We start from the raw sequence: 25,177 nt of genomic DNA, 5'->3' as shown, positions 1-25,177 counted from the left end.
TCTGACTTTGCGCCTTTTGTGGTTCGTTTCAATGGTGAATATCTATTGCAGGCTTACCAAATAGAAAAGAAGCAAACTTCCTGAGTATAAAGCAGTATTTAGCTGGCCATGCAATATTTATAACGCTCATTTACGGTAACCGCTCAATAATCCGGGGTAAATCCCTCAGTGACAAGCCTCAAATGGCGTAAAATCGTTCCCAATATGGTAGTCCGCCCCGATTTATTGAGCGGATACCATTTACGTTTAAATCTATGCTAAATGATAGGCTGTGATTAGCGCAGAGAATTCACTACGAATTAATGAAATGGTGTACCTAGTTCAGCTTTGCGTAAAAATGAATCACTCCAAAGGTAGAAAGAGAGGATACACGACGGTCAAGATTTTTCTAATTCTGTTTCCTCGGTTTGTGCTAGAGCGAGAATCTCACTCCTTAGCTCCTTAGCTTCCGTGCGGAATTTTTCTTCTAGTTTTTTGCTTTCATCTAGTCGCGCCTGTAACCGATCTTGATGGGCATGAACGTACTGATAAGCTGTTGCGTATTTAATTTGTATATGCGATGCGGGCAAGATGCCCGCACTACAATAATTTTACGTTTTCGTACTATACAATTTAGCTGCACATCAGCTTAATGGGTATCCTCTAACCGATCAAGGCGCTGGAGGATTTTTCCAACAGCCAGCACGAGCGCTGGATTGAAGGGGATGAAGCGCCCCCGCCCGTCAACTCCATTGAGGACGTTGACCCCAGATTACGCACTCCAGAACTGGAGCAAGCTTTCAAGATGAGGAGGGTTGAGAGTGCGAGATTATGCAATTTTGGAGCCAACAGGAAACCACTATTCAAGATTGTGGGCATCCATCCTTAAAAAGCTAGAAATCAAAATTCTGTGGGTTGGACATCCCGTATGCTTACCCTTTTCATTCGGGGGTTACGTGGTTAACAATGGGTTGAATGTTTTTTAAATGATTCAATCTTATGGCTAGAACTCCAAATGAATATTCCGTCTACCTTTTACTGGAAAGCGGCCACCGGGAAGAAGTACGTTTTCCTACTATTCAAGAGTTTCAGAAGTGGTATAGCGGCGAACTTGTGCCAAAATCTGCTTCTAATGACTTTATTAGCGTGCCGATCAAAAATATTCAAGGGGAATATATGGTAATACGCCCTTCTCGGATTGTAGCAATCCGGGTAGAACCCGTTTTTAGTTCCAGTGTTGAAAGATTCAACTAAATGATGAGAAAAACCCTTGCTTTCCTTTCCTTGAGTCTGGGAATCGCCCTTCTAAATCCTCTCTGGTCGGCTGTTGCTCAGGTTCCTAACTTACTACCGTTGCCAATACCGACTACTCCCGATCTCTCACCTATACCAATACCAATCACTCCTGAGATAACGCCGCCGCTAAAACCAATCGCCATTGGAAGCGATTGTATGCTCCGGCAGACTTGCTTGGGTTGGGACGATCAAATTTGGGGTAGAACAGGTGCTTCGCTTACCGGAGGCGATCGCAAAGCGCTATTGGCTTCCATTGATAACAGTCTGCTCTACCTAACAAAAGGTGACGCGATCGCAGCATATCAAAATTATCCAGTCAAGGAAATTACCCTCGATCGCGTCCGGAGGAGTTTGTTACGTTTCCGCCAACTGGTTGTCAGTTCTAAGTCAGCAGACCAATTACAAGCCGCCGTCCGTCGAGAGTTTGTCTTTTACCAGTCTGTAGGCAACGATGGCAAGGGTACTGTTAAATTCACTGCTTATTACGAACCTGTTTACACCGCCAGCCGTGTCAGGACTGCAATATATAAGTATCCCCTTTATCGGCTACCACCTGATTTCAGCCAATGGCCTAAACCACATCCAAAACGAGTTGATTTGGAAGGGAAGGATGGTTTAAAAGGGAATAAGAGCAAGTTACACGGTTTAGAACTGCTTTGGTTCCGCGATCGCTTAGACGCATACATGGTACATATCCAAGGTTCTGCCCAAATTAAATTAACTAATGGCAAAACAACATCAATTGGCTATGCAGGTGGAACTGATTACCCTTGGACTAGTATCGGCAAAGAACTAGCCAAAGATGGCAAAATGCCACTCAATGGATTGACACTGCCACGGATGATTGCTTATTTCCGGCAAAAACCCCACGAGTTGAGTAATTATCTGCCGCGCTGGGAACGATTTATTTTCTTCCAAGAAACTGGCGGAGCTGGTGCTACAGGCAGTATTCATGTGCCAGTGACAGCAGAACGTTCTATTGCTACAGATAAGTCTCTCATGCCTCCAGGAGCGCTGGCACTGATTTACAACTCATTTCCCTATGCTGCTCCCCGTGGCAAACTAGAGAATCGTACTGTCAGCCGCTTTGTGCTTGACCAAGATACAGGAAGCGCCATCAAAGGCCCGGGCCGGGTGGATTATTTCATGGGGTCTGGTAAACTAGCAGGCGATCGTGCTGGCATCACAGGCGGTAATGGTTCACTATATTATTTGCTGCTCAAAGATTAGACATTGGGCATTGAAAAGAGGCAGAGGGGCAGGGGGCAGGGTAAAAATTACCTCTTTCCCTTCTGCTCCACTAAACTTTTCTCAGTCCCCAGTCCCCAGTCCCCAATCCCACCTAATACGGCGGATAAGCAAAATCATCTTCATCGGCATAAACGTAAGAGTTAGAAACTCCTGCCATTGCCAATTTAGGCGTTTCTGATTTTACAGGTTCCTTCCCAAAATCTTTGTATTCTTCAAAAGTCTTACAAATCATTGCAGACTCAAGAGAATCCGAAGCAATTAAATATTGGGTTAAAGTCCCTACCGTGGGATGTTTGTAGTCTACAGTTGAAGCGACTAGAACAGTATTTGGTTCAATACCTCTTTCTTCACACTCAATTATCGGGCAAAAAATACCGTGAGCATGGAATAAAGGCCCTTTTGGTGTTAAAGGTTGCTTCCGGTAGATAGCATAAGCTTTTTCTAGTTCAGCAACGAATCCACTAACTACTTTACCTTGTTGATATTCGCAGTAGGTTTTGCTGAAACTTGCTCCAGCAGCACCATTAAGAGTTAGTTGTAATGGTGATTCATGTAAAAACTTTTTATTTTCACCCACTATAAAAATTAGATAGCGAGTAAAGGTTTTAAATTTAAGTTTATCTGCTAAAAAAGCATCATAATTTTCTTTGAGCGTACCCAGCTTTAGACCACTTTCTCGGTCTTTGACAGACAATGGCCCCCGACGCACTAAAACCAAGTTTGGAGTGTTGCTAATAAAGACTGTTTCGACTCCAGAGCTAAATTCATGCTCTACCTGCTGCCAATTATCATCTGGCACAAAGCCAACAGCATTAGCATTATCTAATTTAATCGCCAAACCGTGGGATTGCATACCATCTGTGCCATACCGAGGATTTATCATCTGACACCAAGGGATGACTTGAGAAGGCGGTGCATTAAATTTCTCGTCTTCAAAGTCGAAATTAGCAGATGCTTTCATCGTTTTAGGCTATCAAAGTGTTTTATTGAACAAGTTTATCGGCAGAACGCTGAATCCTGAAGACCCAGAAGAAAAGCGTTGGTACGAGCATCACCCGTCCCTTGCCTGTTGCCCTCAAAATAAGGGCAAACGTGCTGTCAAACTGGCATAGTAGTTTTTCCAGAGTAAGGCAGAATCAATCTATGTTGCAATCCCTGTTTCGTTTTGTAACAACAGATCGTTGTCAAAATAGTGCTGGTCACTTAGCATTGATTGCTCAGTATTGTTTCGGTGAACTTAAACCAGCAAGAGTCTTTAAATCAGGTACTTCTAAGTCAGGTTGACTTAATGTTGATTCTGTGATTTAAGATCCTTTTTTCTCTGCTCGACGGTTTACCCAGACTGTTGATAGTCCCAGAGATTTGGCTGTCACAATATCATGATATACACTAGCAGCAACGTGTAAGGGATTTCCAAGTAAAAAAATATTCCGTCGCAGAGGGACAAGGGGGACAAGGAAGACAAGAGAGACAAGGAAGAAAGAAGTCTAGTTGAGTAGACAAATTGAATAATTTATTTTTTGGAGTTCCCTAATATCTGCTCTAGCGGCAAATCAATTCTCTCAATAGCCAGTCTAAAGTTATTTTTGCTTCTTGTGTTCAGCATAGCTACTTGTTGCTTTCTTTAAACGAGAAATATTTACACTGACCTACTTCGGGTGTGGGATAATATTAGCCCACAGAGGAAATTCTTTGTATGGATGCTAAATTTCAGGATATAAAAACAAATACTAGTAAAAAATTAAACACAACCGAACAGCAATCTCATAGCCAGCCATCCAGACCTTTTTTGGTAGCAGAGGCAGTGGTTAAAATCCTACAAGATATGGGAGTTCAGTATGCCTTTGGGGTTTCGGGAGGTGCGATCGCGCCAGTGTGGGCTGCATTACACCAAAGTTCTATGCAGGTGCTGCACTTTCGTCATGAGGCTGGAGCAGCATTTGCAGCAATTGAGGCTTACTTTGCTAGCGATCGCCCAGTTGTGGTATTCACTACTACAGGCCCAGGGATCACCAATGCTTTGACAGGATTGTTAGCTGCCCGTTGGGAGGGAGCTAAGGTAATTTTCGTATCAGCTTCGACCTCTTCACCACAGCGTGGTCGGTGGGCTTGTCAAGAAACTAGTACCTACACCATGCCTAGCGCAGGTATTTTTACTTCGGGGACAATATTCCATTATGCGACAACCCTCGAATCCAGCGATGAACTTCCAGAGGTTACTCGCAGGATTGCTCTTGGTCTAGGACAACCAGGAGGATTTGTAGCTCATATCAGCATTCCGGCAAACATCCAGACAAGTTCAGTAAAAACATCTTTGCCACGAGTAACTCTGTCTCAGGCTGCGGCAACAGCAAGTGATGAGACAATAGCCGAATGCGTTCGCTTACTCTCTGAGGGGCCGTTTGCAATCTGGGTGGGCTTCGGGGCACGGGGTGCTGCAAAAGAGATTCGCCAGCTTGCTGAGAGAACAGGGGCTGCCGTAATGTGTTCGCCACGGGCCAAAGGTATTTTTCCTGAAGATCATCCTCAATTTGTAGGTGTTACAGGCTTCGGTGGGCATGATTCTGTTTTCAGGTACATGAGGGAGCAATGTCCAAGGCACATCCTGGTATTAGGAACACGTCTTGGCGAATTTACCTCCTTTTGGAATCCTGCGATGATTCCCAGGCAAGGCTTTTTGCATGTTGACATCGACCCGGAAATACCGGGAACTGCATATCCATCTACTGAGACTTTCGCCATCCAGTCTGACGTGAGAATCTTCCTGAAGAGCCTGCTGAAGAACTTAAGAGAAAATACTGGCCGCTCACAAACAATAGTGCTGCCTCAATTCAAACGCGATGTCATCAAGCCAGGCGCGGTTGGTCTAGTGCGACCAGAACTGCTCATGGATGTGATTCAACAAGTGATTGTTGATAGAAGCGATGCAGTGGTAATGGCAGAGTCAGGTAACTCTTTTGCTTGGGTAATTCATCTGCTACGATTTACCACAGCAAATCGTTACCGGATCAGCAACGGATTTGGTTCTATGGGGCATTTTGTCACAGGTGTAGTAGGTGCTGCTTTGGCACGGAATGGCAAGGCTGTTGCCATTGTCGGAGATGGTGCCATGCTGATGAACAGCGAGGTAAACACGGCTGTAAAATATCAAGTTCCTGCCGTCTGGATTGTACTCAACGATGGGCACTATAACATCTGCGAACAGGGAATAGCATATCTAGGATTCAATAATGTAGATGCAACGATTCCACAAGCAGATTTCGTCAAGATTGCTCAGGGGATGGGAGCAGAAGGTATTCGGGTTGAAAGGGAAGCTGACGTTCAAGTAGCACTAGAAAAAGCGATCGCGGCGAACGGCCCATTTGTAGTTGATGTAATCATAGATCCCACCCAAATAGCACCCACTCAAAGTCGTAATCTAAGCCTGATTTTACAGGGCGCTACCAACTATTAAGATAAGATAAGAGAGAATTTTTTATATGGTGCATTTCCCAGTAGGTATTCGCTCAGTTGCACTAAGTTTTCCAACTATTAGACGTACCAATAACTATTACATAGAAAAGTACCCTGAGCTAATAGCTCAGACTGAACAAAAAGGGCTGGCAAGGCTGTTTTCGCTGACTGGAACCACTCCGAATAACGAGTTTGATATGGAGATGTTGCCCTATCTCTCAGATCCCTTTCGAGGTACTGTTGAGCGCTGGCTGCTTGGTCATGAGGAGTCTTCGTTAACCTTGGAGTATCGCGCGGCAACAGATGCCTTGAATGCAGCTAAACTTTCTGTTAATGATATTGATTTGATGATTGTGGCCTCAGTTTGGCCTGAACAAATTGGATTTGGCAATGCCGCCTTTCTTGCCCGTAAACTCGGTCTTGTGGGTGCTGCATGGAATCTTGATGCAACCTGTGGGAGTACACCAGTTGTACTTCAAACTGCCTCTGCTTTGGTACGAGCGGGAGAGTATCGCAATGTACTCGTAGTTATTTCGTGTTCGTACTCTCGCGTTTGTGACGAGCAAGATACTGTATCTTGGTTTCTTGGTGATGGTGCTGGAGCCTTTGTAGTCAGTTCACTCGAAGGAAATCAGGGTATCTTGGGCACTAAGACAGTTCATACAGGTGCGCTGTGTGAAGTGGTATCTACTGATCTGACAAAGGATGAACAAGGAAATTCACGACTTCGCATACAGACTGGTAAGGATGCAAAGGCTCTACGCGAAACGGCTGCGGAGTTTCTTTCTATATGTTGCGAGGGTGCGATCGCATCTGCTGGTGTAACGTTAGAGCAAATAGACTTTTTTCTTTTCAATACCCCTACTGCTTGGATGACACGCTTCTGCACGCGGCTACTAGGTATTAACCCAGAGCGCACGATCGATCTCTACCCTCTATATGCAAATATAGGGCCAGTACTGACTGTGGCAAATCTCTACCATGCTGCACATTTGGGTAAGATTCACGAAAATGACTTAGTTCTCATTTATGCTTCCGGTGCAGCAGGTGTTGCTTCTGCAAGTGTAATGCGTTGGGGTAATGTGGTGCTAGCCCCTCACCCTCTTGAAAGCTCTAAATTAGCCGAAAAATCTCTCTAAAAAGGAGCGGAATTTCTTACTGGCATCTTTATAAATAAAGGAGTTAAGCGTGCAAAGACGAATTATAACAACAGGATTTTTGCTGTTATCTTTGATATTTCCACTCAAAGTATTAGCAAAGGATTATGACAACATTTACGTCTTTGGAGACAGTTTGTCTGATACCGGGAATGTATTTAATGCCACTAATGGAATTATCCCCCCAAGTCCAACCTACTATAATGGGCATTTCTCTAATGGCCCAATTTGGGTTGATTATCTTGCCTCCGATCTAGGATTAACATTAAACCTGAAAAATAACTTTGCTTTTGGTGGTGCGACTACAGGAACTGAGAATATTGGTTTGGCTACTTTACCAGGATTGCAGCAACAGATAAATAACTTTGTAGCAGGAAATGAAACTGCCGATCCAAATGCTCTATATATTATTTGGGCTGGTACTAATGACTACTTAAGTTACTTTTTCGATGGTGAGCCAAATCCTAGCAATACAGTGGCAAATTTATCAACAGCGTTGACATCACTTGTTGCTGATGGTGCTAAAGATATCATGGTCGTCAACTTACCAGATTTGGGAAAATCGCCTTTTGCAAATTTCACTAGTCAACGTTCCAACTTATTCAGCACATTTAGCAGCGAACATAACTCTAGCTTGAATACAGAACTCCAAGTTTTGAGCCAACAATTAAGTCCTGATATTAACATTATAGAACTGAATGTTAATTCCCTATTCGATCGGATCGTTGCCGCTCCAGAGGAATTCGGTTTTACAAACGTTACTAACTCTTGCCTTAGCGAAGACTTATCAGTAGTGCCTATAGATATTCCCACACAACAGGTTTCCTGTAACCCTAAAGAATTTTTGTTTTGGGACGGAGTACATCCTACAACTACTGCTCATAAGCTAATTGGAGAATTAGCATTCTCAGCACTTCAGCCAGTACCAGTACCCGAAGCATCTGCTGGATTAGGAATGCTAACATATACCATTTTAGGTGCAGTTTCGCTATTGAAACGCAAAATAACTAATTGAATTAGCACTTGTTCCCAAGCTGGCTTAACTTTGTATTATGACTCTAATATTAAGTCCCCTTTAATACTCAACTGCTCCTAGAGCTTTTAAAGTATCTTTCTGAGACTCAGTTAAGCCACTTATGCTAGTGATATTCATTCCCTCATAAGGATTTTTACTTTTCAAAGTTTTTAAACATTCACCTGTTTGTACATCCCAAATCTTAATTGTCTCATCTTCACTACAACTGACCACAGTCTGACCATCAGAACTAAAGGTAACTGACCAAACCCATCTAGTATGTCCTAATAGAGTTCTTAAACAGCTACCTGTGCTAACATCCCAAAGCTTAACTGTTTGGTCTCCACTGCCACTCGCCAGTATGCGACCATCAGAACTGAAAGCAACTGAATATATAGTATTTGTATGGCCCTGCAAAGTTCTAAGACACTGACCAGTAGTGACATCCCAGATTTTAATCGTTTTGTCTCCGCTACCGCTAGCTAGCATACCACCATCTGAACTGAAACCAACTGCCCAAACCCATTCGGTATGAGCTTGTAAAGTATAAAGGCATTTGCTAATGCGAATATCCCAGAGTTTCACTGTTCCGTCATGACTACCACTAGCTAATACATGACTGTCAGAACTGAAAGTGACTGACCATGTTCTACCACTATGTTCTTGTAAAATATTAAGGCATTGACCAGTGGTGACACTCCATATTCTTATTGTTTGGTCATCGCTACCACTTGCCAAAAAATGGCTGTCAGCACTAAAAGTAACTGATGTAACTCGATTACTATGTCCTTTCAATATTTTAAGACATTTACTATTATTTATATCCCATAACCTTAATGTTTGGTCTTCGCTACCACTAGCAATCAAGTGAGAATCAGGGCTAAAAACAACTGATGTAACTCTCCTATCATGTCCCCGGAAAATTTTGAGACACTTACCAGTAATAGCATCCCACACTGTCACTGTTTGGTCATTACTACCACTAGCAAGGAAATTATCGTTTGGGCTAACAGCAACTGACCATATCCCATTGTTGTAACCCTGGAAGGTCTTAATGCATCGACCAGTACTGATATTCCATAACTTTACCGTTTGGTCATCACTGCTACTAGCACAGATATTTTGATTTATACATATTGCTAACGACCATACCCTACTTTTATGTCCTTGTAGAGTTTTAAGGCATTGGCCACTCACGAAATCCCATACCTTAACTGTTTGGTCTTCACCGCAACTAACAAGAGTGCTACCATCGACGCTAAAGGTAACTGAATGTACCAAGTCTGTATGCCCCTGCAAAGTTTTAATACATTTACCAGTATTTGTGTCCCAAAGTTTAACTGTTTGGTCATGGCTAGCGCTAGCTAGTGTATTACCGTCAGGGCTGAAAGTGACTGAGTATACCCACTGAGTATGACCCTCTAAAGTGTGAATACATGAATTGCTGTTAATATCCCACAGCCTTACCTTATAGTCATCATTTCCACTTGCCAACACATCACCTTTTGGACTAAAGGCAACAGACCATACACTACAACCATTTTCCTGTAACGTTTTCAAACATTTGCCTATACTGATATTCCATAGCTTCACGGTTTGGTCATCACTGCCACTAGCAAGAACCTGATTATCAGGACTAAAAGTGACTGAACGAACCCCACCACTATGACCCTCCAAAGTTTTTAAACACTGACCAGTACTGGTATCCCACAGCTTTATTGTTTGGTCATTACTTCCACTGGCAAGAACCTGACCGTCGGGACTAAAACTAACTGACCAAACCCAACCAGTATGCCCCTTACAAGTCATAAGTTGCTGACTATTAGCAACTTCGTACAAGCGAATTTCTCCATTGGTATCACCAGTAGCTAAAAGTTTACCATTCGGACTAAAAGCTACCGAAAAAATACCACCAAAGGTTTCAATAAAAACACACTTAGCTAGATGGGCGTGAGCAAAATTTGCATTGTGCAACTTTACATTCTGCAAGTCAGCTTGCCAAATACTTAGATAAGAAAAATCATAACTGCTGAGATCGGTTTCTAAATGACAAAGCAAGTTAAAGATATTTCCTGCCGTATAACTTTGTTCTAGAGGCGATATCTCTCGTAGCGTTGCTAAAATTTGAGCTAAGTGATTTTCTAAGTTTTTTTTACTTCTAAAAGCAGTAAGCAGCCCATCTATAACTGGTTTGACGATCAAGCGAATTTGAGTATCCCTAACATATTCTTTTGCTGTCGCTTTTGTTAGAGCTTTACTCCTAAATAAATAAATATTCTGAGTAAGAATCTCTTCACATACATGTTCTATCAAGTGACTAGTCACATACTCCATAACTACAGGCTGGAGTGTGAAGAATGCTCCAGTTTTTCCAATCAGTGTAGGTGTAGCTTTCTCGATTAGCGATCGCCTCCCCAGCGATTCTATCGCCTCTAGTAATTTTGATTGTGCAACTGGTGATATAATATCATCTCGCAATTCTGAGAGTGTAACCGACTCACGATTAATCGCTAGCCAGTACATAATATCCTTTTCTAAATCTGACAAGCGCTGAAACTGCTGCTCTAAAACATCACGAATGTCGCCAAAAACAGCCGTGTCTTGTTGTAAAAATTCAGTGACATTACCACCAAAAATATCTTGAATGGTTGTAGCAACTATCTTTAGGGCCAGTGGATTACCTGCATAGCGCTCAATCATTACTTTCCATTCATCCTCTACCGCAGATAGCCCTTTGAGTTTTAAGATTTCTTGCCCTTCTGCTACCTTCAAACCACTTAATGGTAGTGAGCGAACAGGGATTGCTTGTCCTTCAAGTAATGCTACTTCTTTCGGTTTTTCACGACTAGTCAGTATTAAGCAGCTTTGGTGAGTTGCTTCTCCTATCCGTCTTAAAAGTTCACCATATTCTTCATGTCCTTCTCGATAAAGTCCAGCGCGGCTACCGCTGCGGAGAATTGACTCTGCATTATCAAGGATCACCAAACAGCGATGATTTTGCAAATAATAGAGAAGCCGCGAGACTCTATCGCTAAAGCTTTCTGGTAAATTGCTTTCTGTTTCCTGTTCGTCAGATAGAAATTGGATCAGGTTACTGAGAATAATTGTAACAGGTGGGGCTTCTCGTAGCGATCGCCAGATCACATACTCAAAGTTGTCCTGAATCTGTTGAGCAAGCTTTACAGACAGCGCCGTTTTCCCAATCCCTCCTATTCCTAATAGGGCAACCAATCGGCAGTGTTCGTTAAGAATCCATTGCTCTAACGTAGTAAGTTCTTCAATACGTCCATAAAAAACTGAGTTAAAGATAGCTTCTCCCCAATCTAGACGATTATTTGAGCTTGAATAGTCACTTTTATCTATTTTTAAGTGAAAAACTGAAAAAAGCTTTTCAATAGTCTGTTTATCAACGCCTCCTTCCCGATTCAATACTTTCGAGATGGTAGCGGAATATAACCCAGAGCGGGCGCTCATTTCTTCAAGAGTATACCTGTTTCCAAAATTTTCTTTTGCCTCTGACTGATGCTTTGCTTGCTTAATTTTCTGCAACCCTTTGCTAGTAAGTGCAACGCCACGCTTGCGTCTCCAATTCTGTAAAGTCATGTATTAACTCACTATTGGTGTAACCACCTTTAACTAAAAGGAATTATCTACTAGGTTGCTGTAGATATGAGGTGATAGCCATAACAAACGAATAATCTCATATTGCAGAAGATTTAAAACACATATATTACCAAAATATTCACTGATAAAAACCACCTTTGACAATCCAATCGTCTCAGGAATTAAATATCGCTTGCTCAACAGACAATCTGGTTTGTGGGGCATTGCTGACATAAGCTCTTTAGCCAAAAGCTTCTAGCATCACACATAATGGCAGATTCCATGTGGTACCAAGTATTTAATACCTTAGCTTCTCAGTAATATATTTTGGTGTAAAGCTTAAGTTCAATCTCAAAATCTCGATTTTCACTGGTAAAGATAGTTCAGAATTGGCAATCTTGATAAAGAAAGTTTGTATATATCTAGACTATCAATCAATGAATAAAACTGCTGCACTTAAATCTCCCCGCTTGGCAACCTCTACTAAAAAAAGGGCGCTTAAGCGAATTACCTTAAACTTGACATCAGATGAAGCCCAGAACCTTGAGAAGTATTGCGAACAGACAGGCAGTCCAGCAATAGATGTGATTCGGAAACTCATTCAAGCTTTACCTTGACCCGGATTTCTCACGCCAAGTCTGAAAAGCCCTAGTTAAAGTAGAAGATGTTGCAAATTTTGACAAGGGTTTTCAACTTTACTCTGTCGAACTCACATTACTATTAACGCTCTTCTTTTTCTCTGAAAAAATCAAACATTTATAGATTGATTTGAACAAAGTGAAACCCAACAAAATCAAGGATTCTTGGTGTTGGGTTTCGTTGTTCAAAAGTCACTTAGTTGTCAACTAGTTTTACTCATCTCAAGAACCAAAATTACGTTGGCAGAATACCTCTTTATATCGTTATAATTAGATTCATAATTGAAACTCAATTGCAATAAGTTTCAACTTAATAACGTGTAGAAAAGCCTTAACCTAAATTTGTACTAAGTTTAACTCAACCTTTGCTTACGCTGTATGCCTTAGTAAGAAGATTGTGTAGTAACTATAGTAACATACTGTATTCCTATCGGGCTTTAGATGTATTGCTACCATTAACCCAAAGCTACAAGTCAAATTGGAGGTTCTTACGAGTTGCTATTTACTCCATTAAGGCTCGGAAATTTATGAGATTGCAACCGTCCAATTACGTATACTCTGAGCCGAATGGCACTAAGTTAAGCTGAAGGGTATGCAGCGTAAGGATTGCAGAGGAGTAGAGGAGCAGGGGGGCAGGGGCGCAGAGGGGAATTTCTAAATATCCGAACGCAATGCTTAAAACTTCTTCTTTCTCCCCTGCGCCTCCGCTCCTCTGCACCCCTGCTGCCTCAACGATTTTCCCTTATCAAGCGTGCCATTCTACTCTGAGACCAATTCACTGGAGCGTAGACCCATGAGACGCACAGATGCTGTTTGCATAGCTTAAAACCAGGTGTCTACGTCAACAGCATGATATCTGCATATTTTCTGTGGAGTTTTCTTAACTATTCTTGAGGAGTACAAATGCTTGAGGCTATCGCTGTTGCTTGGTTATTACTGTTTTTTGGCGATTTTCTATCTACATTCCTTTATCACGTACCTGAGCACGTTTTTGGTAGCCTTCATTTAAAAACGCACCACTCCTGGAAAAAAGACTTCCGCCACTACGCTATTTTGACTTTTAATCCCCAGGTTCTTTTAGATGGTATCTTGGGAGCTTTTCCTTATTTACTCATAGCAGTAGTTTTGTGGTCTTTCTCTCCCATTGGTGTTATCTCTGGATTACTGTTTGGTCAGTTTCATGTCTGGTGGAGACACATAAGTGTACTGGGTTGGCAAACTTCAAAGCCTGTAAATATTTTATGCCAAATTTTATTTATTACTACTCCTGAGAGACACTGGTTACATCATCACAAAACTAATTTAGGTTTCGGTGATATTTTCACCTTCTTTGAACAACCTGCACAAATGTGGTTACGCTGGCTTCGGCTACTCAGACTTCGTTTTCGTTACTCTCGAATTTAACTGAAGCTACTGCTTACCTAAATACTTTTAAAAAGTAAGAAAAGAAGCTGCGATCGCAGCTTCTTTTCGTACGCTATTGATATTTTGCCAGAGAGGAGATTATTCTAGTCTCAGAAATGCGCTAGTAACAAGAAACATCAATTGTCCATAGATTTAAATCTATGCATTTATCGAATTATTAAAGCTTTATTTATAGTGTTTTTAGGGCGTGTCCTCAAATAATAAGCGAGTAAACGAGCAGAAGGAACCTATGTAAGGAGTTTCAAGGTATCTGCTACCGCTCAACTTTGCTGTTATATCATCAACGTTTTTGGGAAAACTAGTCTTAATTAGTAAATTATTATATCCCTAGATTTTTATGACAATTCCTCTCTTTTCCAAAGATGCTCGGCGTAGCTTGTTTATCCGTTCGCGGAGCGTCCCGCAGGGAAGGGGCGAAGAAGGCAGGAGGGAGCAAATGAGTAGGGGATTTGACCCCTACTCATTTGAAGCCACTGTTGCATTAGCTTTCCGTAGGGTACGAGAACTCAGTGGCTGTCTTAAACCCTTACTGCTTCTGCCTCGTGGCTTCATCGATCAAATTAATAACTCAGTTAGCTTGAATGCGGTCAATTTGCAACCTACTGCTTATGAGGTGTTTTATGCCCGCAGTTAGCCTCAGAAAGATGCTCAATAAAAAAGAGTTGCCATCTCTCCTTAATAACTTAGTTCACCAGTTCAACATTGCGGTTGATGTTGAACTGATAGACGGCACGAAACTAATTAGCATTGGGGAGCGAACTCAGGAAAATCGATATCCAGTCGAGGTTTCAGGAGAAATAATCGGTTGGGTTGTTGGCGAAGAACAGGCAATTCTACTTGCGACTTTGCTCTCATTTCTGGCAAAGCAGGAAGCTGAGAAGAAAGTACTTGCTAAAGAATTGCTAGAGCGATATCAGGAAATTGATTTGTTTGACGATATCTCGACTCAACTCACAACAAGTTTAGATACGCGACAGATTGCCCAACTCGTGCTGCAAGAATTGAGTCAATTAATTGAATCATCTGCGGGGATGATTCTGCTTTTGAGTCCAGATGCAACTGCGTTTGAAATCATCGCCGAATTTGGAGTGTTTTTTGACAATAGTCAGCCGGAACCGGGCAAGGGAATTATTGGCAACATTGTGCAATCCAACCGGGCAGAACTCGTCAATGATGTGCAAGCCGATCCTCGATTAGAAGGGCAAAAAAATGTTAGTGCCATGATTTGTGTACCTTTAAGAGCCAAAGAGCGGGTACTGGGAGCGATCGCCATTGGAACCTCCAAAACTGACTCATACAAGGCTGAACACCTGAAACTTGTGAGTATCTTTGCCTCTCAAACAGCGATCGCCATTGATAAAGCTTTGCTTTACGAGCAAAGCACTCAAGCAGCCGTCCAGGCAAAAGCCCAGACACAGAAGCTTCAGCAAGCTCTCCACGAGTTGCAATTAGCCCAAACTCAGTTAATCCAAAGCGAAAAAATGTCCAGTTTAGGGCAACTCATTGCCGGGGTTGCCCACGAAATCAACAACCCAGTTAACTTTATTTGCGGCAATTTAAGGTATGTTGCCGAATATGCTCAAGACTTGTTGCACCTATTGGAAAAGTATCAGAAATTCCTACCTGTTGCTCCTCCAGGGTTGGAATCAGAGTTAGACAATATAGACCTGGAATTTATCATCCAGGATCTCCCCAAACTGCTAGATTCGATGAAAGTGGGCACCGATCGCATCTTCGAAATTGTCCAATCTCTGAAAAACTTCTCTCGCCATGATGAAGCCGAAATGAAAGCCGTCAACATCCATGATGGCATCGACGGAACGCTAATGATTCTTCACCATCGCCTGAAAGCAGATGCTCGCCGTCCGGCAATTGAAATCGTTAAAGACTATGCAAAACTTCCTCTGATTGAATGCTACCCCGGACAATTGAATCAGGTGTTTATGAACATCCTGGCAAATGCCATTGATGCTTTAGAGGAGTTAATGGTCACTAGTCAACAGTCAACAGTCAAAAGCCCTGAACTATCGACTATGGACTATGGACTTTTGACTAAACCCCTAATTACCATTCGTACCGCAGTCCTCGATAACCAGTGGGTTGTGATTCGGATTGCCGACAACGGCCCAGGTATGAAGGAGGAGGTCATCCGCCGCATTTACGATCCCTTCTTCACCACGAAAGATGTTGGTAAGGGAACCGGGTTAGGCATGGCAATTAGCTACCAAATTGTTGTAGATAAACATGGAGGAATGCTCAAGTGTCGTTCTCAACCCGGTGAAGGCACAGAATTCTGGATTCAGATTCCGTTAAATTGTGCAGTGGTGGACGCTGCTGAAGAAAAAAATAGCACCTCTGCCTCAGCAACTTCCATAACGGAATTATCCCATACACCCGATGGCGACGGCTTCATTCCATCAACAGCTCCAATGCTCAAACCAACAGATTTGCTGATCCGCCATACTCAGTTGATCCAGCGACTTTCACAACACAATCCAGATGTCGAAGGTGCATCGCCCGATGAAATTTACCAGATATTCCAACGCCACCCAATTTCGTTAAAGCTTTACGCCACTTTGTTGTCTTGGTTCTGTTGTTCTAACCCCAAACAAATACGCTACTAAAGAAACCTCAATCATGTTTAATCAACCTAATGAATACAACCGTCAGCTATTTGAACAATGCCCCACTGGGCTGGCACTGTGCCGAACAGATGGGACGCTGATTGATATTAACCCTGCCTATGCTGCTATTTTAGGGCGCACTGTTCCAGAAACCTTGAATCTCACCTACTGGCAGATTACTCCAGAAAAATATGCTGCTACGGAACAATCTAGCCTAGAAGACTTGGAACGAACTGGTCGCTATGGGCCTTATGAGAAGGAGTACATCCACAAAGATGGGCACTTAGTTCCCGTCAGGTTATCTGGACTGATGATTGAGAAAGATGGGGAGCAACTGATCTGGTCTAGTGTGGAGGACATCAGCGACCTTCGACGTACCCAACAAGAACGCCAACATACTGAACAAATCCTGAAACAGAGTGAAGCTCGATACCGCTCTCTGGTAACTGCTACTGCACAAATTGTCTGGGTATGTACACCAGATGGAATTTGCTTTGAACTGGCAAGTTGGATAGCCTATACAGGTCAAAGTCTAGCGGAAGCCGAAAATGGGGGCTGGATTGATGCCGTTCATCCCGACGATCGCGCCGATACCGCAGAAGCCTGGAGTGCTGCTGTGGTAAACCTGAGCATGTATAAAGTTGAATACCGAATTCGTGGCAAGGATGGCAACTATCGCTACTTTTGGGTCTGGGGTGCCCCTGTCCGAGAAGAAGACGGTAGCGTTCGGGAGTGGATTGGCACCTGTACCGATATTCACGATCGCAAACAAGCAGAAGCCGAAAGTCAGCGTCTTAAAGAACGATATAGCTCGTTAGTAACTGCTACTTCACAGCTCGTCTGGGGAGCGACCCCAGAAGGACTGGGAATAAGTAGTGAAATGCTCACCTGGATGAACTATACGGGGCAGAGCGAAGCTGAAGCTGGGGGTTTGGGCTGGATCGATCCAATTCACCCCGATGACCGTGCCCACTCCATAGTAGGTTGGGATACTGCTGTGGCAAACCGAAGTATTCTCCAAACCGAATATCGAATACGTGGCAAGGATGGCATCTACCGCCACTTTTCTGTCTGTGGTGCCCCCGTCTTGGAAAAAGATGGCAGCATCCGCGAGTGGATTGGTACCTGCACCGATATTCAAGATCGCAAACAAGCAGAACAAACTCTGCAACAAAGCGAACAACGGTTTCGCTCTCTGGTGACTGCCAGTTCGCAAATTGTTTGGATAGCTACGCCTGAAGGACTGGCGGTGCCTAGTGAAATGCCTACCTGGTTAGCGTACACAGGTCAGAGTGCACAAGAAGTCGAGGGTTTGGGCTGGCTCGATCCAATTCACCCCGATGACCGTACCCACACAGCCCTTGCCTGGAGTACTGCTGTGGCGAATCAGAGTCTTTTTGAAACAGAATATCGATTTCGTGCCAAAGACGGAGGCTACCGCCACTTTTTCGTCTGTGGTGCCCCCGTCTTTGAAGAAGATGGCAGCGTTCGAGAATGGATTGGCACTTGCACCGATATTCACGATCGCAAACAAGCAGAAGCCGAAAATCAGCGTCTGATGGATATGATAAATCATTCCAGCGATGCCATCATTGTCCGCGACATGAGCGACAAAATCTCTCACTGGAATCAAGGTGCTGAAAGGCTCTATGGTTGGACGCGTGAAGAAGTGAAAGGCCAATGCATTCAGGCTTTTATCAAAAAAACCTTTTTAAAACCAAAAGAAGAAATTATCGCAGAGTTATTAGAGCAAGGTAATTGGGAAGGAGAAGTGGAACATCTCACCCATGATGCTAGACTGATTACCGTTCAGAGCCGATGGACATTGCAACGGGACATCGACCGTCAGCCCTGTGCGGTACTGGAAATCAATACCGACATTACTGCCCGCAAACAAGCAGAAATCGCTCTGCGGCAACTGAATCAAGAACTAGAAGCCAGAGTTGTAGAGCGGACAGCTGCCCTGCAAAATACTCTAGCAGAAGCGCACGGATTAAATGCCATTTTAGATAACTTAGCAGATGGCTTGTTAGTGGTAGACACCGCAGGACAAATTACCCACTTCAATCCTGCCTTTTTAGCTATGTATGAATTGACAGCTACCATCGTCAACGGTCACTACCAAGAATTGCCAATATCTGGTTTAACAGAACTGGTTGCACGAACTCAGTCCCATCCTAGAGAGGTGTTCTCTGCTGAGGTTGCACTGACGAAGGAACGCATTGGTCAAGCAGTGGCGACCGCCATCTTCAAAAACGTTGCAATGCAAGAACCCTCTGCCTGCTTCGGTTCAGCGTTGTTGATTCGGGATATAACGGCAGAAAAAGAGATTGACAAGATGAAGACCGACTTTATCTCAACGGTTTCCCACGAGCTGCGAACACCACTAACTTCTGTTCTCGGTTTTGCATCGATCATTAAAGAAAAGCTAGAAACCGATGTATTCCCAATAATTTCTACTGAAGACCGCAAACTTCAAAAAACCATTAAGCGGGTGAGTGACAATCTCAATATTATTGTGTCTGAAGCAGAACGACTCACGTCTTTGATTAATGATGTCCTAGACATCGCCAAGATGGAAGCAGGTAAGGTGGAATGGCAGATGCAGCCTCTCGATCCCAGTGAATTAATCCATTGGGCAACCAATTCCACAGCCTCGTTGTTTGAAACCAATGGCTTGCAGTTGGTCAGCGAGATTGAATCTGGACTACCTCAGATAGTAGGCGATCGCAACCGTCTGCTGCAAGTTTTAATCAATCTGATTTCTAATGCCGTTAAATTTACCGAATCTGGGTGTGTCACCTGCCGCGTCAAACAAGGACATGATGGTGTTTGCATCAGCGTCATCGACACAGGTATTGGTATTGCACCTGAAGATCAGCCGAAAGTATTCGAGAAATTCCGCCAAGTTGGTGACACTCTCACCGACAAACCCAAAGGCACAGGGTTAGGACTGCCCATCTGTAAACAAATCGTCGATCATCACGCCGGTAGAATTTGGGTTGAAAGTGAACCAGGTAAAGGCAGCGTATTCTCGTTCATCATTCCCACCTACGCTAGCGATCCAAAAACCACTACTAATCTGAATCTAGATACGCTAGTCAAACAACTCAAAGAACACGTCATCACCACAAACCCTGTGCTGAATCAAAATCGAAAAACCATATTGGTTGTAGATGATGACGCTAACATTCGGGAATTGCTTCGTCAACAACTGGAAAACGAAGGCTACAATGTCCGAGAAGGAAAGGACGGCGTAGATGCAATTCATCAAATCAAAACAGCGCGTCCCGATCTGATTCTCTTGGACGTGATGATGCCCCAAATCAACGGCTTCGACGTGGCAGCCGTCCTCAAAAACGATCCCCAGACCGCAGACATTCCGATCATTATTCTGTCAATTATTGAAAACAAAGAACGCGGCTATCATATTGGTATCGATCGCTATCTCACCAAGCCCATTAACACAGAGAAACTCCTCAACGAAGTAGGCTCACTGCTTTACCAAGGCACTTCTAGTAAAAAGGTATTGGTTGTAGATAAAAATGCATCAGCCTTAAAAACCCTATCCGATGTCCTCCAAGCTCAGGGATACAACGTAATTGAAGCCTCCAATCCGCAAGAATGCATCAATAAAGCCTTGTCAGCCAAACCTGACATGATCATCATCGATTCTTTCTTCTCTCAAGAAGCCGATTTGTTCAAAACCCTACGGTTTGAGAAGGAGTTAGAAAATGTATTTTTTATTATGTTATCCGATCAGTAAGCGCTGCAATTCGTTACTGGGGGCTGGCGACTGGGTACTAGGAAAGAATGATTTTAATCCCCAATCCCCAATTCCCAATCCCCAATTCCCAATTCCCAATTCCCAATTCCCAATCCCCAATCCTTATGACCCAGAAAATTCTAATTGTTGACGATGAACCCAATATCTTGATTTTGATGGAACAAGCCTTAGAAGCATTAGAAGATGAGGGTGTTGAACTTCTAACTGCTAGAAATGGAGAAGAAGCTCTCGAAACTATTAAAGCTGAAAAACCAAATCTAGTTTTTCTTGATGTGATGATGCCTAAAATGAACGGTCTGCAAGTCTGCCACATTGTTAAACACGACTTGCAAATGACTGATATCTACATTGTGATATTGACAGCTAAGGGACAGGAATTTGATAAACAAAAAGGAATTGAGGTCGGTGCAGATTTATATCTAACTAAACCATTCCGCCCCAAAGAAGTACTTGAAAAATCAATGCAGGTGTTGGGTTTTTGAGAAAAATCTTGAATGAATGCTTTTCACCTGCGTAAGCGTAGCCCGTCGGAGACATCGCACTACTAGGAACAATCGGCACAAATTTGGTTACGCTTCGTTAATAAATCAACGGTTAACAGTGCTCATATCAGGGTAGCGCTCACCTGCTGCTACACCTTTTGGTGCAACTGCTTCTAATCGATTTAACTCTTGTTCAGTCAGTGTAATTTCGGTAGCTGCAACATTCTCCTCTAAGTAGGTACGGCGTTTTGTACCCGGAATTGGGACAATATCTTCTCCTTGAGCGAATAGCCATGCTAGTGCAAGTTGACTAGCAGTTACTCCTTTTTCGGTGGCGATCGCTTTCACTTGCTCGACTAATTGCAGGTTCTTATAAAAATTCTCCCCTTGAAAGCGAGGGGCATTTCTCCGATAGTCATCAGGTGCTAGATCGTCAGGACTGGCGATCGCCCCTGATAAAAACCCTCTTCCTAATGGGCTATAGGCAACAAACCCAATTCCTAATTCCCGCACAGTAGGTAAAATTTCATCCTCTGGCTCTCGACTCCAAAGCGAGTATTCTGTTTGGAGTGCTGCAATGGGGTGGACTGCCACAGCCCGCCGAATCGTCGCCGGAGCAGCCTCTGAAAGCCCCAAATAACGCACTTTTCCCAGCTTAACTAACTCTGCCATTGCTCCTACAGTATCCTCAATGGGTACGGTTGTATCTACCCGATGTTGATAATACAGGTCAATTACTTCCACTCCCAAACGTTTGAGTGAGGCATCGCAAGCTTGATGGACATATTCGGGTTTGCCATTAACTCCTTTAAAACCACCATCTTCAGTGCGGACATTGCCAAATTTGGTTGCTAATACTACTTTATCTCGGCGATCTCTAATGGCTTTGCCTACTAATTGCTCGTTAGTAAAAGGCCCGTACATATCAGCAGTATCAAGAAAATTAACTCCAAGTTCCAATGCTCGATGAATTGTAGCGATCGCCTCATTTTCATCACGACCACTATAAAACTCAGACATTCCCATGCAACCAAGTCCGATGGCTGAAACTTCTAACCCAAGTTTCCCTAGTTTTCTGGTTTTCATCAAATAATCTCCTAGTCAGTAATTGCTCAGACAAAATCAACTCCTTCAGCATTATCCCTTTCCCTATCACTCAGTCATCTACACTTAGAAGTATTTATTTAAAAAATATATACATATCATAAATTTGAAATAATACAAACTCCTTTTTCACACATAGTTTCTTTTAGCTTTTGATAGAGAACATCATCATGAACTAGCAAACCCTGTTTAGTTTTCGTGTTTACAATTAAATATCTTGGTTCTTTTTCTGAAGGTGAGGCATTAAATTTTAAGAGTGCCCAATCAGAGTCTAAGCCATTCTTCCATAGATATGAAAATTCTTCTAAGTTGGTGTTCATGTCAATACTTTTTTTAAACTAAATCTTACTTAGCAAAGAAAATTGTAGAGTGTGTTAGAACGGAGTTCGTAACGCACTATTATCAAGGGTTTGATGCCGTACTCTCCGCGCTCACATCCTACGTATATTTTCAGAAACCAAACCTGATTCCTATAGAAACCTAGAAGATATTTAACGTAGTTTTAAGGTTTCAGGCAATCTTTTTGCTTCTACAACCCAAAAAATTGGTCTAATCTGAAAAACCTACCCATAAGAGCCTCGCCTGTTTATTCAGAAGCGAATTCTGGGAAACCTTAATTTGTGAGAGCGAGAGGCTTTTGCCAGAAGGAACTAGAATTAGGAAACACCTAGCTGGGTTCTTCTGAATTTTGAAATTAGGAGTGCATGTGTGCCAAAATCCCCTAAATATTTGCTGATTGGCTCAACCGAGACTTATAGCGGTAAATCTGCAACTGTTCTGGGTTTGTCTTATCAGCTACAGCAAAAAGGACTGGATATTACCTACGGTAAACCGCTTGGTACGTGTCTAAATTCGTCTAGTGGAACCGTAATTGAGGAAGATGTCCAATTCATCGCTCTTAGCCTCAATTTGCCGGAAAACCGTGTTGCACCTACAATGCTGGCTTTGGATGAACTGAATGTGCAAAAGCGCTTACGAGGGGAAGACAAAACCGATTATCAGCAGTCCTTAATACAGCAATATTTACAAATGTCCCAAGGAGATTTGGTATTGCTGGAGGGGCCTGGTGATTTTTCCGAAGGCAATTTGTTTGACTTGTCTTTGCTGCAAATGGCTGAAGTATTGGATGCTGGCGTGCTGTTGGTAAGCCGCTATAAATCGTTGCTTTCAGTTGAGGCGCTATTGGCTGCTAAAGGGCGTGTGGGCGATCGCTTGATGGGAGTTGTGATCAATGATATCCCTGTCACCCAACTAGAAGCAGTTAACACTCTCTTACGTCCATTTTTGGAACAGCAGGGGATTCCGGTGCTAGCAATGCTGCCAAATAGCGATTTGCTCCGTAGTATCAGTGTTGGCGAACTAGTCAAGCAGTTAAAGGCTGATGTTCTCTGTCGCAACGATCGCATGGATTTGTTGGTAGAAAGTCTGGCAATTGGAGCGATGAATGTCAACTCTGCCGTCAAGTATTTCCGCAAACGCCGAAATATGGCAGTTGTAACCGGAGGCGATCGCGTCGAAATTCAGCAAGCGGCTTTGGAAACATCTACCCAATGTCTAATTCTCACCGGGCAACTACCACCGCCGCCGTTCATTCTCAGCCGCGCTGAAGAACTAGAAATCCCCATTTTATCTGTTGATTTAGACACTCTCACCACTGTAGAAATTGTTAACCGCACTTTCGGACAAGTCCGCCTCCACGAGCCGATTAAGGTTCACTGCATTCGCCAGTTAATGTCTGAGCATTTTGACATTGAACGCCTGTTATCTAAACTGGGTTTAACTCCCGCAGCAGCATTGTCTTAGCCTCATCAACTCAAATAATTGAGAGTATCAATGCTCACTTATCAGTTAGAAGGCTGTATTGCTGGTGAAGGTACAGCCGGCTCGCTGTCACCTCCCAGGCGACGGCGGGCTGTCTCTCTCCGCCCCATAGCTGGGACGTACTTCGTTGCAGCAGCTAATCCAAAAACAGGCATATTTCCGTACCAAAAAGCGCATCTAGAAAAATTGTCTACGTATAAAGATTTAGAGCAACGTTACTTTAAGAACTTACAAGAATTGCCAGAAGCAGTAAAATTTCAGTACTTGACCCTCTTAAATGGCATAAGTTATGAAACACATTGGCTTGCTTGGTGTAACCAAGTAATTGAGTTATTGAACCAAACAGTCAAAAAGTTGTAGCAATCTCTAACTCAAGTTTTCCTCGCACCTACACGCTGTTTGGTAAAATATCTGGGTCGTTTAATCGGATTATGTCTATCTTTGAGCCAATCAACAGACCTTATTAACCTCGATACATTAGCGCAAGAACTGGCGACAATCCAACAAACGGGTTCCAAAAAAATCGCCTTGCTGGGTTCTCGTCACGTTCCGATTACGCATCAGAATCTGATTGAAATGATGACTTATGCCCTAGTTTTATCGGGTAATCGCATCATTACTTCTGGTGCTACAGGTACAAATTCAGCTGCCATCAAGGGAGCAACACGGGCTGATGCAAATTTGTTGACGGTGATTCTACCCCAAAGTCTGGAACGCCAGCCTTTGGAATCGCGCCAGCAACTAGAACAGGTAATGCATTTAGTGGAAAATCCCAGTAATGATAATCTGTCCCTTGCTGAAGCTAGTTACCTGTGCAACAAGGAAATTGTCTCCCGTTGCCAGCAACTGATCTGTTTTGCGTTTCACGATAGCCGCACCCTGTTACAAACTTGTCAGGATGCAGAAGAACAAAGAAAAGTGGTGACGCTTTTCTACTTTGATTAGTCATTTGTCATTTGTCTTTTGTCATTTGTATTTGACTAATGACTAATGACTGATGACTATGACTAATAACCAACAACAATAAGTAATGATAATTTTTTTGTACTCGATCGCTGCTGCTGTCGTTCTGATTTACCTGCCATTTTTGGTAGTAGCTTATGCCCGTGTGCGGATTGGCAAGGAAATGCTTGCTACTCCTCGTGCGATGGTTGATAAATTGCCGCCTTATGCCCAACGAGCTACTTGGGCACATCAGAACACCTTTGAAGCCTTTATGGTATTTGCCGCAGCCGCATTAATGGCTTATGTAACTGGTGTAAATTCTACTACAGCACAAATAGCTGCGATCGCCTTTGTGGTGGCTCGTTTGCTGTACTCAATTTTTTATATTTTGAATATACCCCTTTTGCGATCGCTCATGTTTGCTATTAGCATCCTTGGCTCTGCCACTCTCATGTTCTTGAGCATCATCCAAGCTACTAATTAAGTAGGGAGTGGGTTCTATTTTGAGTTATATTCCCATCATGCTGAAGCTAGACCTCAGCCCTTACCCAGAGGTGTTGAACTATATCAAGCAGTTATCTGAGCGTCCGGCATTTC

21 protein-coding genes and 1 pseudogene are annotated in these 25,177 nt (G+C 43.1%); 16 read left to right on the top strand and 6 right to left on the bottom strand.

The window, feature by feature from the left end:
* Positions 1–377: 377 nt before the first annotated feature.
* Positions 378–569 (bottom strand): hypothetical protein, encoded by a 192-nt coding sequence (locus CDG79_RS23515; RefSeq protein ID WP_094344292.1) that lies wholly within the window; start codon positions 567–569, stop codon positions 378–380.
* Positions 570–978: 409 nt separating this feature from the next.
* On the opposite strand from CDG79_RS23515, the gene CDG79_RS23510 reads away from it, so the two are divergent.
* Positions 979–1,233, top strand: a complete 255-nt coding sequence (locus CDG79_RS23510; RefSeq protein ID WP_094344291.1) for a hypothetical protein — start codon at positions 979–981, stop codon at positions 1,231–1,233.
* A gap of 3 nt (positions 1,234–1,236) precedes the next feature.
* Complete coding sequence (gene mltA, locus CDG79_RS23505) at positions 1,237–2,505, top strand: murein transglycosylase A (protein ID WP_094344301.1); 1,269 nt, start codon at positions 1,237–1,239, stop codon at positions 2,503–2,505.
* Between the two features lie 112 nt (positions 2,506–2,617).
* On the opposite strand, the gene CDG79_RS23500 is transcribed toward mltA, so the two are convergent.
* On the bottom strand, positions 2,618–3,487 hold the full coding sequence (locus tag CDG79_RS23500; protein ID WP_094344290.1) for a DUF5895 domain-containing protein: 870 nt from the start codon (positions 3,485–3,487) through the stop codon (positions 2,618–2,620).
* 735 nt (positions 3,488–4,222) lie between these two features.
* Between CDG79_RS23500 and CDG79_RS23490 the strand changes: the two genes are divergently transcribed.
* From CDG79_RS23490 to CDG79_RS23480, 3 genes are read left to right on the top strand one after another with little or no spacing between them, the layout of a single operon-like run.
* On the top strand, positions 4,223–5,980 hold the full coding sequence (locus tag CDG79_RS23490; RefSeq protein ID WP_094344289.1) for a ScyA-related TPP-binding enzyme: 1,758 nt from the start codon (positions 4,223–4,225) through the stop codon (positions 5,978–5,980).
* A gap of 25 nt (positions 5,981–6,005) precedes the next feature.
* Positions 6,006–7,118 carry a 3-oxoacyl-ACP synthase III family protein gene (locus tag CDG79_RS23485; protein WP_094344288.1) on the top strand — a complete coding sequence of 371 codons (1,113 nt, stop codon included), beginning with the start codon at positions 6,006–6,008 and terminating at the stop codon, positions 7,116–7,118.
* A 49-nt stretch (positions 7,119–7,167) separates the two neighbouring features.
* Positions 7,168–8,151 carry an SGNH/GDSL hydrolase family protein gene (locus CDG79_RS23480; protein ID WP_094344287.1) on the top strand — a complete coding sequence of 328 codons (984 nt, stop codon included), beginning with the start codon at positions 7,168–7,170 and terminating at the stop codon, positions 8,149–8,151.
* A 60-nt stretch (positions 8,152–8,211) separates the two neighbouring features.
* Here the strand turns inward: CDG79_RS23480 and CDG79_RS23475 are convergent, their stop codons facing one another.
* Complete coding sequence (locus CDG79_RS23475) at positions 8,212–11,754, bottom strand: NB-ARC domain-containing protein (RefSeq protein ID WP_094344286.1); 3,543 nt, start codon at positions 11,752–11,754, stop codon at positions 8,212–8,214.
* A 33-nt stretch (positions 11,755–11,787) separates the two neighbouring features.
* Complete coding sequence (locus CDG79_RS41275; protein WP_143855562.1) at positions 11,788–11,988, bottom strand: hypothetical protein; 201 nt, start codon at positions 11,986–11,988, stop codon at positions 11,788–11,790.
* Positions 11,989–12,191: 203 nt separating this feature from the next.
* On the opposite strand from CDG79_RS41275, the gene CDG79_RS23470 reads away from it, so the two are divergent.
* From CDG79_RS23470 to CDG79_RS23445, 6 genes are all read left to right on the top strand, one after another.
* Complete coding sequence (locus CDG79_RS23470) at positions 12,192–12,371, top strand: CopG family transcriptional regulator (RefSeq protein ID WP_094332843.1); 180 nt, start codon at positions 12,192–12,194, stop codon at positions 12,369–12,371.
* A gap of 924 nt (positions 12,372–13,295) precedes the next feature.
* Positions 13,296–13,796, top strand: coding sequence for a fatty acid hydroxylase (locus CDG79_RS23465; protein WP_094344285.1), 501 nt, complete (start codon positions 13,296–13,298; stop codon positions 13,794–13,796).
* A gap of 358 nt (positions 13,797–14,154) precedes the next feature.
* A complete protein-coding gene (locus CDG79_RS23460; protein ID WP_143855561.1) occupies positions 14,155–14,451 on the top strand; it encodes a hypothetical protein in 297 nt (98 codons plus the stop codon).
* Positions 14,438–16,441, top strand: a complete 2,004-nt coding sequence (locus CDG79_RS23455; RefSeq protein WP_094344283.1) for an ATP-binding protein — start codon at positions 14,438–14,440, stop codon at positions 16,439–16,441. Before CDG79_RS23460 ends, CDG79_RS23455 begins: the two co-directional genes overlap by 14 nt.
* A gap of 13 nt (positions 16,442–16,454) precedes the next feature.
* The gene (locus CDG79_RS23450; protein WP_094344282.1) at positions 16,455–20,207 is read left to right on the top strand and encodes a PAS domain S-box protein; all 3,753 of its coding nucleotides are present in this window, start codon (positions 16,455–16,457) and stop codon (positions 20,205–20,207) included.
* A gap of 125 nt (positions 20,208–20,332) precedes the next feature.
* Positions 20,333–20,710: a response regulator transcription factor gene (locus CDG79_RS23445; protein ID WP_094344281.1), complete on the top strand. Its 378-nt coding sequence runs from the start codon at positions 20,333–20,335 to the stop codon at positions 20,708–20,710.
* Positions 20,711–20,815: 105 nt separating this feature from the next.
* Here CDG79_RS23445 and CDG79_RS23440 read toward each other — a convergent pair whose 3' ends face one another.
* Complete coding sequence (locus CDG79_RS23440) at positions 20,816–21,796, bottom strand: aldo/keto reductase (RefSeq protein ID WP_094344280.1); 981 nt, start codon at positions 21,794–21,796, stop codon at positions 20,816–20,818.
* A gap of 116 nt (positions 21,797–21,912) precedes the next feature.
* The gene (locus tag CDG79_RS23435) at positions 21,913–22,134 is read right to left on the bottom strand and encodes a hypothetical protein (RefSeq protein ID WP_094344279.1); all 222 of its coding nucleotides are present in this window, start codon (positions 22,132–22,134) and stop codon (positions 21,913–21,915) included.
* Between the two features lie 388 nt (positions 22,135–22,522).
* Here CDG79_RS23435 and CDG79_RS23430 point away from each other — a divergent pair, with 388 nt between their 5' ends.
* The 5 genes and pseudogenes from CDG79_RS23430 to CDG79_RS43955 all read left to right on the top strand — a co-directional run.
* Entirely contained in the window at positions 22,523–23,617 is a 1,095-nt protein-coding gene (locus tag CDG79_RS23430) for a phosphotransacetylase family protein (protein ID WP_094344278.1), read from the top strand.
* A 30-nt stretch (positions 23,618–23,647) separates the two neighbouring features.
* A complete protein-coding gene (locus tag CDG79_RS43960; RefSeq protein WP_223278278.1) occupies positions 23,648–23,995 on the top strand; it encodes a hypothetical protein in 348 nt (115 codons plus the stop codon).
* A gap of 81 nt (positions 23,996–24,076) precedes the next feature.
* Positions 24,077–24,580: a DNA recombination-mediator protein A gene (locus tag CDG79_RS23415; protein ID WP_094332842.1), complete on the top strand. Its 504-nt coding sequence runs from the start codon at positions 24,077–24,079 to the stop codon at positions 24,578–24,580.
* A gap of 85 nt (positions 24,581–24,665) precedes the next feature.
* Positions 24,666–25,064, top strand: coding sequence for an MAPEG family protein (locus tag CDG79_RS23410; protein ID WP_094344277.1), 399 nt, complete (start codon positions 24,666–24,668; stop codon positions 25,062–25,064).
* A 7-nt stretch (positions 25,065–25,071) separates the two neighbouring features.
* Positions 25,072–25,177 (top strand): annotated as a pseudogene (locus tag CDG79_RS43955) (glutathione S-transferase family protein); the annotation flags it as partial.

Origin of the sequence: Nostoc sp. 'Peltigera membranacea cyanobiont' 232 (assembly GCF_002245985.1) — a bacterium.
Lineage (GTDB): Bacteria > Cyanobacteriota > Cyanobacteriia > Cyanobacteriales > Nostocaceae > Nostoc.
This window is presented reverse-complemented; position numbering and strand designations above follow the sequence as displayed.